The sequence below is a fragment of the Herpetosiphon sp. NSE202 genome, assembly GCF_042688385.1.
Taxonomy (GTDB): domain Bacteria; phylum Chloroflexota; class Chloroflexia; order Chloroflexales; family Herpetosiphonaceae; genus Herpetosiphon.
In genome coordinates this window covers 73,018-88,031 of sequence record NZ_JBHUPY010000017.1, presented here as the reverse complement: position 1 = coordinate 88,031, position 15,014 = coordinate 73,018, and the positions used below count along the sequence as shown (strand labels likewise).

Below are 15,014 nucleotides of genomic sequence, written 5' to 3'. Positions count from 1 at the left end.
ACGCAGGACGCGAAGAACACGAAGGTTGAAATAGCATCACAACAACCCCTCTCCCACATTGAGTATGGGAGAGGGGCTTTTTAATTGAGTGGGTTGAGATCCCCTCACCCCAACCCCTCTCCCATCCGCTGGGCGAGGGGCTTTAACTCCATGGTTCTTGCGCAAATCGTCGGTCAAATGGGTGCTCCCCCTCGCCCGCGTTTTCGTGAGAGCGGGGGCTGGCTTTCAAGGGTCGGCGGTGGAGCGTTCCCTCACCCCAACCCCGCTCCCGCCCAGCAGGCGAGGGGCTTTAAACCGTGGTTCTCGCGTAATTCGTCGGTCAAATGGGTGCTCCCCCTCGCCCGCGTCCAGTGGGAGAGGGGGTTGGGGGGTGAGGGAACGCTCCACCGCCGACCAATTACTAACAAGCGATCCTTGAAAGGAGGGGGCTGGTTTTCAAAGGTTGGATGATGCCCTCACCCCAACCCCGCTCCCGTGGCGCGGGCGAGGGACTTTAACGCCGTGGTTCTCTCCCAATTCCTTGGCGAAAAATGATCGGCTCCCCCTCGCCCGCATCCAGTGGGAGCGGGGGCTGGGGGGTGAGTGGATCATCCAACCTCTACGATTGTGAGCGAGGATTATCAGCGTGTGCCTCGCGCATAAAAACCATTGCCAAGCCAACCACGCCCCAAAACAGCGTGCCCATATGCGGAAACTCGATATTGAAGAAATAGTGATCGAGCACACCAACTGCGAGTGCAGCCAAAATCGCTGCCTGCAAGCCAATAATTGCATCGCCAACCGAGCGCTCGCTGCGGCGGATGGCTTGGGTTGTGAGCACCATAAAGGCAATTGCCGTCAAAATGTATAAGCCTAAACCAACCAAGCCCATGCGCGAGCCAAGCGCCAAATACACGCTGCTCACGCCAGTTGTCAGGTCGATATTTGGGGCGCGGCCAAAGCCCACCCCAAACACAGGATACTCGCGCATAATCGCGATTGCATTGCGAAACTCGGCCAAGCGCATTTGGTTGGCTTGATCTTTAAACTGAATGCCTTCAACAATCCGCTCGACAAAATCGCCGCCCTTGCCCAAGCCCAAAATGGCAATTGCACCAGCAATGCCTCCAGCACCAATCAGCCACCACAATTGGCGATAGCGCACGGTTGCCAGAAACAGCCCTGCAATCGCAAACCCACCAAGCGCCGCCCGTGACGAGGTTAAAAATACTGCCAAACCAAAGCTTGCGGTAATCAGCCATAACCATTTGCGGCCTAAAACAGGGCGCTGAGCCAAGGCTTGGCCTAGTGCAATCGCCCCGAGCAAGGCCATCATCCCGCCAAAACCGTTGGGGTCGATCGATGTCCCAATCGCGCGCTCAAACCCATTTGGATCGTCTTCAACATAGCGCAAGACGCGGCCACTTGCAGGATAGCCAATTGGCGCAAGCGCGGTCAAAAAGCGCAGTGCTAAGCCGTCGGGGGCAAAGCGCAGGCCAATGCCGAGCAGCGCCGCCGCCCACCCAGCCAGAATCAGCAAGCGCAGCCACCAACGAGCTTGTTCAAGCGAATCGAGGGCGTTTTGCACCCCCCAGAACAAACAAATGCCAAGCAATAATTTGAAATAATTATGTAGCAATAGGCTATCGGGCGCAGCATTCGAGCCAATGATAAACGAGAAAAACGAGCTACCAAGCAGCAAAATAACCCATGGCGCGAGGCTGCCCCAACGCCAGCTACGTTCAGGATCAACCAAATTGCGAACGACCAGCATGGCATAGAGCGCCAACAAACCTAGCTCAAGCAAGGCAGGAGTTAGACCAACTTTGAAGGGCAAAGTCCCAAAGGGCAAAAGCGTGGCAACCAAAACAGTCGCCGTCAGAATCGAATGCACTGAACGAGCAAACCATGCCCCGACCAGCAAGCCCAGCACGCCTGCAACAACCAAAAAGCCTGGCACAAAAGCAGCAATCGCGCCTAAGCCAATGCCAAGCAGCGTACCGCCGAAAATCAACCCAAGCTCACGTCGTCGATGCTGATCGAATGCTGCAAACATGCCAATCTACCTTTTATAACTGGGGTACGTTTTGATCCACGAAGGACACGAAGGGCGGAAACCGCGAAGAACACGAAGAGCGCGAAATGAGGCTATAGACTATGGGCTATAGGCTATTGATTTTTTGTTTCCACCTAATTTCCGATAGCCTTGAGCCGATAGCCCCTGCCCTATGCTCTGCGCCTCTGCGTTGAAATTGATCCACCAAGGATACGAAGAGCACGAAGGACGGAAACCGCAAAGAACACGAAGAGCGCGAAGGCCGTTTTTCGCCACGAATTGCACGAATACCCACTCTTCATCCTTCATCCTTTCGTTCTCTGCGCCTCTGCGTTATAACTTTTTGACTTTTGATTTCTGACTTTTGCCTTTCCTTCATCCTTTTCTATGCTCTATGTTCTATGTTCTGCTACGCTACCATAGATCGTGGTGTGCTGCCAAGCTCAAAGGCCAAATATTACACAATTGTAACAGAGCGACAGGTGGCTAAAATAAAAAAAGCGCCAGCAGGCCACCTGCACATGGCACACTAGCGTTACCCAAGAGCAAAAAAAGGGGGCCAGAACCGATTCTGGCCCGCGAACGGTCGTTCGGAGGTCGGCAGCCTTATACGAAATGGGCCAACTCGTTAGCGGTACGCTTCATGTCTAAGAAGATCAGGCCAAGCTTTGCCCGGCTTTGCGCCAAGGCGGTTAGCACTGCATCTTCACCGATTGAAATCAGAATAACGTAGCCTTCTTCACCTTGTACGAAGACGAGGTTAAGTGCGCCACGCCGAAGCTCGCCAGCGATTCGTTCGCCCAGAGACAACATCGCGGCACTCATAGCAGACACACGATCTTCTTCCACATCGTTCGGAAGATTCGAGGCCATGATGAGACCATCAACGCTGACGACCGCCGAGGCTTCGATGTCAGGCGTATTCATCTGCAGTGCCTTGAGATGCCGCACCATCTCTTCGGTTCTGGTTGCCATGCAACTCCTCCTTAGGCCGTAGGCCGGCGTGGAATCTATAATGAATGACTTGCTTGGAACGATCAGCCTTCAGCGGGTTGGCCGTCTGCGCCATTCTACTACATCTTTTGCCAAATATCAACTACAGATCCCACTATAACGGGCTAATTTAGCCCTTGCTTGTCAAGCGGTTCGCTGTAATATGCTGGGTTGGCTACTCGCTCCGTAGCAGGCGATCGGCGTTCGCGATACTTTCTTCCAAGGGTGCGCCATTTAAGCTATTACGCACCAAAGCGATCAGGATGTCCCATCCGTTGTTGAAGCGGAGGGTGGTGGGCCAAGCGCTCGCGCGACTAACTGCCAGCTGAAGTTGTGGGTAGAGTGGGTCGCTACTGGCTAAGTCGTTACGCACACTTGGGATATCAGCGGCTTGAAAAGCCGTTTGCGCTTTCATCTCCACAAGAAACCGCATCACGTCAAGCGCGGCGTTTTGCTGTTGCTCGGTGCTGCGTGGGCTGATCACAAGCACACTGCTCCGAACAAAGGGTTGCGGTTCTTGGCCGGTTTGGCTCAGGCGTGGCAATGGTTGCACGCCAACGTTCTCCCCCCACAATTGACGATAGGTGCTGATTTGATCGGCCCAGTCAATCGTCATAATCGCACTGTTTTGGCTCACACTGCGAGCTATCAGTCGATGATCATCACGGGCTAACAAGCTTGGATCTTGGGCTAATGCGTCGACCCAGGTTAGCCACTGTAATGTTGGGGTATAGCTTTGTGTCCCCAGAACCACCGCCCCAGTCTCATCGAAGATTGCGCCCCCGAAGGCTGGAAGGTAGGGTTGGGTAAAGTATAGCGATAAATTATACGCTAATCCGTACTGTCCTTGATCATCGCTAAACCCGCGAGCGATTTCAAGCCATTCAGCGGTGCTTTGTGGCGGTGTGCTTACAAAGTTTGCCCGATTATAGTACAGCACAGGTAGATTAAGCGTCAATGGCAAGCCATATAACTTTTCGCCATAACGGGCACCATCAAGCGCCGCTGGCACAATTGGCTCAAGGTTAACCCCACGCAACCGTTCCGTCAGATCAATAATCAGTTGTTGATCTGCTAGCTCGCCTACCCAACGATTTTCGTTAAGCCAGATTAGGTCTGGTGGTGTGCCTTCAAGCAGTGCCGCCCGATAATCGTGCAGAAGGTTTGGCCCACGATTGATAATTTGAATCACAACGTTTGGATGTGCCCGTTGGTATTCTAACAGCAATCGCGTGAAAAGTTCACTACGTTGGCCATCTGCTCCATGCCAAATTACCAGTTGCGTGCGGGTCAGAGGATTAGCGGTAGCCCCCGGGGTTAACAACATGTTATCATAGCTTGTTGCGCTACAACCAACAATGAAAATCCCAATCATCAAAAGGCTAAAATACCGCCATACTGCCCTCATGGGTGTATCCCGTTCTTTCGTTAATTGCGTTTTATCTGATTATAAAGGCATAAAACGCCAACGAATCATCAAAAGTATACCATGCTCAGGCGTTACTGACAAGCTGACCTAGCTGGCTAGGCTCGGGCACATTCCACTACTTGACTTTGAGCGCACTCAAAGGTGTAGACTGCCTGCATTGGTTTATGATCTATTGCTGGAGACAGGAATGAAACAACGGTCACTAGGCAACCAAGGACTCACAGTTAATCCAATTGGCTTGGGTTGTATGGGTATGTCGGAGTTTTATGGCCCAACCGACGAGGCCGAATCGCTGGCAACCATCGACCGCGCCTTAGAATTAGGCGTGAATTTCTTCGATACCGCCGATATGTATGGGCCTTTTACCAATGAGCAGCTGGTTGGCAAGGCGTTCAAAGGTCGCCGCGATCAGGTTATTCTCGCAACCAAATTTGGCATTCAACGCGGCCCCGATAATCAACGCTCAATCAATGGCCGGCCTGAATATGTGAAAGCCGCCTGCGATGCTTCGCTGCAACGCTTGGGCGTTGATCATATCGATCTCTATTATCAGCATCGGGTTGATGCCAATGTGCCCATCGAGGAAACGGTTGGCGCAATGGCCGAGTTGGTACAGGCTGGCAAGGTGCGCTACATCGGTTTATCCGAAGCCGATGCGCCAACGATTCGCCGCGCGCACCAAGTTCACCCAATTAGCGCTTTGCAAACCGAGTATTCGCTCTGGTCGCGCGAGCCAGAAATTGAAATTTTGGCGACAACTCGCGAGTTGGGCATTGGCTTTGTGGCCTATAGCCCGCTTGGGCGTGGCTTCCTAACCGGCCAATTTCGCAGCGTCGATGATTTTGCCGCCGATGATTATCGCCGCTACTCACCACGCTTCCAAGGCGAAAATTTCCAGCGCAACTTGAGCTTGGTGCAGCATATTGAGCAATTGGCCAGCCAAAAAGGTATCACGCCAGCGCAATTGGCCTTGGCTTGGGTCTTGGCCAAAGGCGATGATATTGTGCCGATTCCAGGCACCAAGCGCCGCCGCTACCTCGAAGAAAACATGGCTGCCTTGAATGTTGAGCTAAGCGCCGCCGAGCTAGCCGCAATTGACGCTGTGTTGCCAATTGATGCTGCGGTTGGCACGCGCTACTAAACGTATCAGTGATGGTTCCCTCACCCCCCAGCCCCCTCTACCACGAAAACGCGGGCGAGGGGGAGCTTCCGTGGATTTCCGACGAATCATGCTAAATCCACCATGTTAAGCCCCTGGCCCGCGCCATGGGAGAGGGGTTGGGGTGAAGGAACCACGCTTGCCCATAAACCACCTCTCTACAAGCCTCGCGGCACACTTCTGGCTTGCGAACACCTGCTATAATGGGAACCGACCTCTGCAACATGTCCCGCATGTTCCGCTCAGAAGGAGCATCTATGCCAAAACAAGGTGCGTTTACGTTTGTCTTACATAGCCACTTGCCCTATTGTCGCAAGGCTGGCCGCTGGCCTCACGGTGAAGAATGGCTTCACGAGGCCGCTTCCGAGACGTATATTCCACTACTCAATGCGCTGACTGATCTAATCAACGATGGGGTTACTCCTCGCTTGACGATTGGGATCACGCCAATTCTAACCGAACAATTGGCCGACCCAACGATTTTGCACAATTTCGAAGAGTATCTCGACGAAAAGATTGTTGCTGCTCAAGCTGATATTGATCGGCTGGCCGATGTTCAGGCTGTTTGGGAAGCCGCCCAACGTGCTGAAACAGAGCCAGAGCCGCAGTCAACGCCACTACTTTCGAGCGAAGAGCTTGAAAGCTTAATTACGAAAAACGATGCCCTGCTTTCTTCAACTGCTGGTGATTCGCCAGCCCCTCTCCATGCAGGCTTGTTGAGCGCCACCACTGTTGCTAGCGCCGACGTTGCGGAAATTGATGAAGCTGTTGATGCTGATGCCGAGGCAGAACTTGACCTTGAGCCAGAGCCTGAAGAACCTGCTCCTCTAGAGCAACCAGATCCCCACAAGGCCTATTTGGCCCAGTGGTATCGCGATTGGTATAGCATGATCAAGCGCTCGTTTATCGAACGCTACAACCGCGATATTGTCGGAGCCTTCCGCCAATTGCAAGATGCTGGCTATATCGAAATTATCACTTGTGGCGCAACCCATGGCTACTTGCCGTTGGTGAGCCGCGATTCAACGATTTATGCCCAAATTGCGGTGGCAGTGCAAAGCTACGAGCGCCATTATGGCCGCAAGCCCAAAGCGATTTGGCTGCCAGAGTGCGCCTATCGCCCAGCCTACTATCCTGAAGATCGCAGCGAAACCGAGCGCAAACCAGGGGTGGAAGAATTTCTCGAAGCCCAAGGCATCGAGTGTTTCTTCGTCGAAACCACAACGATCGAAGGTGGTGCGCCCTTGGATAAAGCCGAAGGCAAAATTCTTGGGCCATATGGCGATACGCTGCGCAAATATGTTGTACCAGTTACGCGCGAAGTTCCACCAACTGGCAATAGCACGCTTCAGCCCTATTTGGTCGGCTTGAGCGATAAAGTTGCCGCGATTGGTCGCCACCACAAAACTGGCTTGCAGGTCTGGTCGGCAGAATGGGGCTACCCAGGCGATGCCAACTATCGCGAGTTCCATCGCAAAGATAGCGAAAGCGGCATGCAATATTGGCGCATCACTGGGCCAAAAGTCGATCTTGGCTTTAAAGATTACTATCATCCCGATTGGATTAACGACAAAATTCATGCCCACGCCGATCACTTCACCAATTTGGTGCACCAAGTCATCAGCGAATATCGCGGCCAAACTGGGCGCTATGGCCTGATTTCATCAAACTACGACACCGAATTATTCGGCCACTGGTGGTTTGAAGGGGTCGATTGGATGCGCGAAGTGCTCCGGCGCTTGGCTGCTAATCCCGATATTGACCTGACGACTGCTTCGGAATATATTGCCAATAATCCACCACGCGAATCGTTGAACCTACCCGAAAGCTCGTGGGGTTCCAATGGCACGCACCAAACCTGGCTCAACCCCGAAACTGAGTGGATGTGGCCCATTATTCATGCGGCAGAAAAACGCATGGAAGGCTTGGTCGCAGCCTATCCCCAAACTGATGGCGATTTGGCTGCGGCCTTGGCCCAAACTGCCCGCGAATTGCTGCTGTTGCAATCAAGCGATTGGCCTTTCTTGGTCACGACTGGCCAAGCCCAAGATTATGCCACCAAGCGCTTTAACGAGCATGTCGAGCGGTTTAGCCAATTGGCTGATGCAATTGAGGCCAATGACCTTGGCCTGATGCGCGAACTCACCGCCAGTTTCAACGACCTTGATAATCCGTTCCCAACGATTGATTATCATGTGTTTGCTGCCCGCGAGGGTTTGGTCGCTTAAACCCGCAAACCCATGGCGGGGTTTAAGCGCTACGCCATGGGTTTTGCCCCCGCAATCAACTCTTTACGAATCGCTGAATCAGCTTTGATTTGGCGATTCTATTAGTAATTTAGGCCTATGAAAGTACTTGTGCTTGGCAACAATGGCGCAGCCCATGCCTACGTTTGGAAGTTGTTCAATAGCCAGCGAATTGATAGTTTGGCCACCATACCCGGCAATGGTGGTACAAGTTTGCTTGTACCAAATGCAGAGCCATTTGAAAGTATGACCGAACTGGCAAAGTGGGCCTACGATGAGCATTTTCAGGTAATTGTGCCAGCAGATGGCAGTTATCTGAGCAATGGTGTGGCCGATGCAGCACTCATGTATAAAATTCCGGTCTGTGGACCACCCAAACAATCGGCAGTGCTTGAACGCTCGCGTTTGTGGCTCAAAGAATTTCTCAATCGGCATCAAATTCCAACCTCAACTGGCCGCGCCTTGGGTGATTTGGCAACTGCTGAGCGTTATGTTGCCTCGCAACCACTGCCGATTGTGCTGTGGGGCGATTATCCTTCCGAATACGATGGGGCATATACTGATCGCGCTGAAGCACTGGCTGCCTTGGCTGGAATTTTTGCCTTGCCACCACGCGCAGGTCATTATCGTGGCGTGGTGATTGAGCAACCTGCGCTTGGCCCAACCGTCGCGCTTTCAGCCCTGACCGATGGCACAACCTTGATTCCAATGCAAGCTGTGCGAATCTACGATCGGCTTGATGATAACGATCAAGGCTGGGCGGCTGAAGGCATGGGTGCGCATACCACGCCTAGCGGTATCCTCAAACAAATTGGCGATTATCTGAGTGCCACCATTTTGGAGCCAATTCGGGCGGCGCTGCTGCGTGATAAATTGCCGTGGTGGGGCATTTTGGGCGTTGACTGTGCAATTACTGCGCGTGGGCCGCAAGTCTTGCGCATTCGCACAACGCTCAGCGATCCCGAGGCCCAAGTGCTTTTGCCCGTGCTCGAAGACGATTTGTTTCCGCTACTGGTTGCGGCCAATAATCGCAGTTTGCTCAATGTGCCCGCTCTGCGTTGGCGACCAGAAGCCAGCGTTGGAGTGACCATGGTGGCAAGTGGCTATCCGCATAGTTTTAAGACCGGTATGGCAATCGATGGCATCGCCGAGCTGGAGCCTGGGGTTGTGGCGTTTCAAAATGAAACTGCTAATCCCAATGGCTTGCGTTATGTTTCTGATGAAATGCATATGCCCGAAAAGCGCAGCTTGTTGAGCGGAGTCAGTACTGCGCTCAGCGATGCGATTTTAGTTCGTTCAATGGGTAGCAATCATCTTTCTTCAAAGGCTGGCCGCATTGTGACGGTGACGGCTCAGGCTGACAGCTTGGCCGATGCTCATGCCAAAACCTATCGCAATCTCAAACGTCTACGAATCCCATCAGCGACCTATCGCAACGATATTGGCCTGCGCGAACTTTAGAAAATCGGTCTTTGGTCGCTAGGCGTGGCGAAACATCGCGCGTATGCTGCGTTTAATCTACAGTTGAGGGAAGTTGAATATGTATCTGCTACGCACTATTGGGCTTGGGCTATTATTGATCGTGCTTACTGGCTGTACGATCAATGCCGAACCACTGTCAATCCAAGAAGCCTCCGATCAAGGCTTAATCGATTTAGAATTTAAAACCGCTGGGACTGCTGGTAGCGTCCTGGTGATGACCGTCACAGGCAAAACTGATCGCTCGCTTCGCATCACGATTCCTGCTGGCCTAATCTTGGATAATCAAACCGATTATCACGAAGATATGGTGTTGATTGCCTATGAAGGTCGGCTTGATACTCCCGAAGATACCTATATTCAACCAAGGGCGCTGGTTACTCAACAGGCCACCGCTCGCTACGGCGTTATTGAAGCCTACAGCCTTGAATTGTATGCTGAGCCAGGCGCTGAAGCTGATGTGTATGCATTTGATGGCTTTGTTGATCCAGAATTGCAACGCCTGATTGACCATTTGGCCCTGCAAAGCAGCGACGAGTTTGTGGGCAAACAATTGGCAATTTGGGCCTTAACCGATAACCCCGATTACGATACTATTTCAGAGATTATCGAATTTAGTGAGCATGATTTGGCTCAAGCCCGCACATTTTTGCTCGCTGCCAAATTAGATCCAACCAACTATTTGCTGTTTCAAGAGTAAACAAAACCCCCGCCATTGTAAAAATGGCGGGGGTTTTTGGTTATGCTAACAAAATTTAGGCGGTTGGTGGTTGCTCGCCAACCGATTGCAAGAGAATTTCGGCTACATCTTTGCGGCCAAGGGTTTCTGATTGATTGGTGTTCTTGGCAGCGTCCTCGAACATCACCATACAGAAGGGGCAGCCCATGGCAACGGTATCAGGCTTTTCGGTTTGCAATTGTTCAAGCCGAATCACATTGACGTGTTTGTCGCCCCAACCTTCGAGCCAGGCATTCCCGCCACCGCCACCACAGCACATGGCTTTTTCGCGATTACGTGGGCCAGCTTCGACCAACTCCAAGCCAGGGATGCTGGTAAGCACATTGCGTGGCTCTTCGTAAATATCGTTGTAGCGGCCAATGTAACATGGGTCGTGATAGACGACTTTTTCGTTGACTGGCACAGTTGGATTGAGCTTGCCAGCTTCGACCAAATCGTTCAAGAATTCGGTATGGTGCACCACTTCGTAATCCACGCCTGCTTTGCCGCCAAATTGAGGATACTCGTTTTTGACGGTGTTATAGCAGTGGGCGCAGGTGGTAACGATCTTCTTGAACTTATATTGGCCCATGGTTTCGATGTTGGTGTTGGCTTGTTGTTCGTACAACAATTCCTCGCCCATGCGGCGGGCTGGGTCGCCAGTACAAGTTTCTTCGTCGCCAAGGATGGCAAAATCAACGCCAGCTTTTTGCATCAACTGGACCATTGCACGGGCGGTTTTCTTCGAGCGATCATCATACGATGGCGCACAACCAACCCAATACAAGACCTCGGCTTCTTCTTTTTCGGCCAAGGTTGGCACTTCGAGGCCATCGGCCCAAGCGGTACGCTGGCGCTGTGGCAATTTCCATGGGTTGCCGTTGCGCTCGATGCCTTGCAGCACTGTTTTGACCCCTGATGGAATTTCGCCCATCACCATGGTCAAGTTGCGGCGGAAATCGATAATATCATCGACGTGCTCAATCGTCGCTGGACACTCAGTCATACAGGCACGACAGGTGGTACAAGCCCAGAGTTCGTTTTCGGTAACGATGCCTTGCTCATACAATGGCAAGGTTTCGGGCGTGCCTTCGAGCAATTCGATTTTCACGCCGTTGCTGACGGTTGGCGCGGCGGCGGTTGCGCCAGCAGGCTGGAGCATCATCACCGTGCCATCGCGTTTGAGCACAGGGCCACCGTGCATCAAATCGCTCATCTTGGTAATCAGCCATTTGGGCGAAAGATCGGAGCCAGAGGCAAAGGCCGGACAATTATCTTGGCAGCGGCCACAGCGCATACAGGCATCGAAGTCCATGCGGCGCTTCCATGAGAAGTCGCTGAGGCTAGTAATGCCCAATTTTGGCTCATCTTTTTCCAGTTCCTCTTCCATGTTTGGAATGCGGTCGAGCGCGCCTTTGGGGTCGCGATCGCGGAACAAGGTGTTGAGCGGAGTATAGAAAATGTGGCGGAATTTGGTAAAGGGAATCGAGCCAACGAAGGCAAACACGACTGCCATATGGCTCAGCCAGAGCACGCGGTGAATCCACAAGGCAACTTGGCTATGAATGATCGTACCATCGGCGGCGCGTTCGACCCCAAGGCCAATCGCGCGAGCAACTGCTGCGCCAGGATAGCCGAAGATCGCCCATTTGGCCCAACCTTGCTCGTAGACAATCGCGGTAACGGCGTTTGCGCCTTCGCCAACGGTCATGGTTTGGTTGGCCAAGCGCAGAATTTCAATAAAATAGCCACCAACCACAATGAAAATCATCGACCAAAGCACCCATGCATCGGTACGGCGATTATCCAAGCGAGTTGGTTTGGTTTTATAGCGTCGCCACAACGCCCAGAGCAAACCAGCAAAAAAGACCACACCCATAACATCGAGAATCAGCTCGTAATACTGATAAAAGCCACCAGTTAAAATCTTGCCTTGCTCTTCACCAGCAATCGGAATGGTAAAGTCGGCTTCAGCGGCAATAATATCGGTGCCGATAAACAGCGCCAAAAAGCCGTAGAAGATAAAGGTGTGCATGATGCCTGGTGTGCGATCGCGTAAGACGCGCTTCTGCCCAAAAACCTCGGTTGTCGTTGACCACAAGCGACTGGCAAAATTGGTCGAGCGCACTGTTGCATGGCCGCGGCGCCACAACAGAATGTCTTGATACATCTTGTAGAACATCGTGCCAATGGCAGCGATCGCAAACAAGTACAACACATACTCAACCGCATGCGGTAAGTTCCAGTAAATCTCGCGAACGGCGATAACTTGGCTGTTGAATAAGATTTCGTGCATGGGCGTTCCTCATCGAACTGGTTGAACACGGTGTGGGTCTATTGTATTACAAAAGAGGATATGCCGAGTTTAGCATGCATGACATCATGCGTCAAACGTTTTCGTGGGTTTGGGGGTTGGGTGTTAGGGGGTTGGGGATTAGGGGTCTTACAAGGGTAGGTTGTTAAGATCCCCTCACCCCAACCCCTCTCCCACGTGGCGGGCGAGGGGCTTTAACGCTCTGGTTCTCTCCCAATTCCTTAGTGAACCACGGATGCTCCCCTCGCCCGCGTTTTCGTGGGAGCGTGAGCTTTTACAAGGGTAGGTTTATAAGATCCTCACCCCCCAACCCCGCTCCCGTGGCGCGGGCGAGGGGCTTTAACGCTCTGGTTCTCTCCCAATTCCTTAGTGAACCACGGATGCTCCCCCTCGCCCGCGTTTTCGTGGGAGAGGGGGTTGGGGGGTGAGGGGACGTTTGGCTCCCCCTCGCCCGCGTTCAGTGGGAGAGGGGGTTGGGGGGTGAGGGAATCTTCAACGCTGACAAGCAATCTTCGATCTAGCTAGATTATTGGTTAATTGCGGCTAATTCGGCCCTAAGGCTGAACCTTTTATTAAGTGGATGAGTAATATACACAATACCTCAACGCTCATCCTCAGGGCCAATTGGAGACTAGACCTATGAGCCGACTTATCCTACGCAAACTTGGGTTGTTGATCGTGTTAGTGCCGGTATTGCATTTGTTCGGGGCGTGGTATGCCTATAAGTATATAGGCTATTTTAACCCACCAAAATTAGTTATTACTACGTTCGAAAATGGCTATAGCGAAGATTATGAGATCGATACGCAACCATTTATGACCCGTTATCGCGAAACGCTCGGCGCAATGGTCAATGGCGATCTTGGCCGAATTGATCGTGATCGAACTAAAATCAGCGCCTATATGGATGATTTTGTGATTCGTTCGGCCAAATTGTTGGGTTTGGCGTTTCTCATGACGATTGTTTTGGGCTTGGGCATGTGTTTGCTGGCAATTTCGCCTCGCACTGGGCGCATCTCGCCTGTTATGGTTAGCGTGTTTACGCTGGGCAATGCGATTCCTGGCTTTTTCTTAGGCTCGCTCTTAATTCTAGCCTTGTTGTATGTCAAACGCATAGGCTGGACGAATCAATTATTGCTGCCAGTTCAGGGCTATAGCACAGCGAAACATATGATTTTGCCGGCGCTCATTTTGGCCTTGCGCCCAGCTTTTTATATTGCCTCGATTGGCGCAAGCTTGCTCGAAAACGAATTTCAACAAGATTATGTGCGCTTTGCCAAAAGTAAAGGCTTGCGTTGGAGCACAATTGTGCGTCGCCATGCGATTCCGAATGTTGCGCCTGCGGTGTTTGCGAGCTTAGGCCGGGGCTTGCAAATGGCGGTCGGGAGTTTGGTGTTGGTCGAAGCCTTGTTCGATTGGCGCGGCATTGGCTGGATGTTGTTCAATACCCTGACCAATACCAAAGCAATAACCTTCTTTAATCCACTAATTTTGGGCTTGTTGTTGGCGATGATGGGCGCTGTATTAATTGCAGTTGATTTGTTGGCCTCGGTGTTGAGCCTTTGGATCAATCCAATTGGGCGGCATGCTAGTGTGGGGAAAGGCTAAATGAAAAATCTGCCATTAACCTTGGGTTTATTGATTACTGGTTTGATGCTGCTGATTGCGATTTTTGGCCCTAGCCTAGCGCCGCATGATCCGCTGGTCGAAAATCGTTCGTTTCGCTATGAAGGCAAGTTTTATGGTGGCCCGCCACGTGAAACCTTGCCGCCATTTGTGCACCCTGAACACCCCTTGGGCTTCGACGATATTAGCCGCGATTTGCTGAGCCGCTTATTGTGGGCTGTACGGCCAACCTTGATTTTATGTGTGATTATTGCGACGGTGCGCTTGGCACTTGGCATGGCAATTGGTGGCATTACCGGGTTTTTAGGCCAACGGGTCGCATGGTTGCTCGATACGCTTATGAGCATTACCAGCGCCATCCCAATTTTGATTATTGCCTTGGGCTATTTGATCTGGACGAACGGCACGGCGGTGGTCATCTATCAGGGTGTTACGCCGATGGTTGCCAATAAAGCTGGCATCAGCGCCTTTCTGATTGCCTTATGTTTAACTGGTTGGGTCAATAGTGCAAGCGTCATTCAAGGCCATGTGCAGAAGGTTTTGCAGGCGCAATATTTAGAAAGCGCGCTTGCGATTGGCCTTAACCGCTGGCAAATTGCTTATCGCTATATTTTGCCTCAAATGCTGCCACTCTTGCCGATGTTGCTGGCCAGCGAATTAACCGCCGTTACCTTGATTGTGGCCGAGCTTGGCTATTTGGGCTATTTCATCGGTGGCAGTTATGTCTATAGCGATTTTACCAAAGATGTTCCTTTGCCCGATATTGTTAAACAAAAAGCCAGCCAGCCAGAACTCGGCCAGATGCTTTCGGATTTCTTTGGCCAATATAGCCGCTCGCCATGGGTTTCGGTGTTTGCTGGCGTTTTGATGGTGTTGCTGTTGGTTGGTTTTACGCTCACCAGCGAAGGCTTGCGCCGCCAGTTGGATATTACACGGCCTCGGCGTTGGAATTGGCGTGGCCTGTTTCAGCGCAAACCCAGCAAAACCAAGCTCAATCAAACAGCCTAGAGCTTTG

The 15,014-nt window shown here is 52.1% G+C and carries 10 protein-coding genes; 6 read left to right on the top strand and 4 right to left on the bottom strand.

All coding sequences use genetic code 11. The annotated features are described in order from the left end of the window. Nucleotides 1-598: 598 nt before the first annotated feature. The 3 genes from ACFMKP_RS19745 to ACFMKP_RS19735 form a co-directional block, all read right to left on the bottom strand. Nucleotides 599-2,035 carry an O-antigen ligase family protein gene (locus tag ACFMKP_RS19745; RefSeq protein ID WP_382294345.1) on the bottom strand — a complete coding sequence of 479 codons (1,437 nt, stop codon included), beginning with the start codon at nt 2,033-2,035 and terminating at the stop codon, nt 599-601. A gap of 606 nt (nt 2,036-2,641) precedes the next feature. After that, entirely contained in the window at nt 2,642-3,010 is a 369-nt protein-coding gene (locus tag ACFMKP_RS19740; RefSeq protein ID WP_054535499.1) for a roadblock/LC7 domain-containing protein, read from the bottom strand. A gap of 193 nt (nt 3,011-3,203) precedes the next feature. Further along, nucleotides 3,204-4,355 carry an extracellular solute-binding protein gene (locus tag ACFMKP_RS19735; protein WP_382294343.1) on the bottom strand — a complete coding sequence of 384 codons (1,152 nt, stop codon included), beginning with the start codon at nt 4,353-4,355 and terminating at the stop codon, nt 3,204-3,206. Nucleotides 4,356-4,644: 289 nt separating this feature from the next. Here ACFMKP_RS19735 and ACFMKP_RS19730 point away from each other — a divergent pair, with 289 nt between their 5' ends. The 4 genes from ACFMKP_RS19730 to ACFMKP_RS19715 all read left to right on the top strand — a co-directional run bounded on the left by ACFMKP_RS19730 (nt 4,645) and on the right by ACFMKP_RS19715 (nt 10,041). Beyond that, nucleotides 4,645-5,598 (top strand): aldo/keto reductase, encoded by a 954-nt coding sequence (locus ACFMKP_RS19730; protein WP_382294341.1) that lies wholly within the window; start codon nt 4,645-4,647, stop codon nt 5,596-5,598. Between the two features lie 275 nt (nt 5,599-5,873). Continuing rightward, on the top strand, nt 5,874-7,844 hold the full coding sequence (locus ACFMKP_RS19725) for a 1,4-alpha-glucan branching protein domain-containing protein (protein WP_382294339.1): 1,971 nt from the start codon (nt 5,874-5,876) through the stop codon (nt 7,842-7,844). A 117-nt stretch (nt 7,845-7,961) separates the two neighbouring features. Next, nucleotides 7,962-9,323: a phosphoribosylamine--glycine ligase gene (locus tag ACFMKP_RS19720; protein ID WP_382294337.1), complete on the top strand. Its 1,362-nt coding sequence runs from the start codon at nt 7,962-7,964 to the stop codon at nt 9,321-9,323. Between the two features lie 79 nt (nt 9,324-9,402). Further along, nucleotides 9,403-10,041, top strand: a complete 639-nt coding sequence (locus ACFMKP_RS19715; RefSeq protein ID WP_382294335.1) for a hypothetical protein — start codon at nt 9,403-9,405, stop codon at nt 10,039-10,041. Between the two features lie 55 nt (nt 10,042-10,096). Here the strand turns inward: ACFMKP_RS19715 and ACFMKP_RS19710 are convergent, their stop codons facing one another. After that, a complete protein-coding gene (locus ACFMKP_RS19710) occupies nt 10,097-12,355 on the bottom strand; it encodes a (Fe-S)-binding protein (RefSeq protein WP_382294333.1) in 2,259 nt (752 codons plus the stop codon). A 657-nt stretch (nt 12,356-13,012) separates the two neighbouring features. Here ACFMKP_RS19710 and ACFMKP_RS19705 point away from each other — a divergent pair. Together ACFMKP_RS19705 and ACFMKP_RS19700 are read left to right on the top strand one after the other, a co-directional pair. Then, nucleotides 13,013-13,981 carry an ABC transporter permease subunit gene (locus tag ACFMKP_RS19705; RefSeq protein ID WP_382294331.1) on the top strand — a complete coding sequence of 323 codons (969 nt, stop codon included), beginning with the start codon at nt 13,013-13,015 and terminating at the stop codon, nt 13,979-13,981. After that, a complete protein-coding gene (locus tag ACFMKP_RS19700) occupies nt 13,982-15,007 on the top strand; it encodes an ABC transporter permease (RefSeq protein WP_382294329.1) in 1,026 nt (341 codons plus the stop codon). Nucleotides 15,008-15,014: the final 7 nt, after the last annotated feature.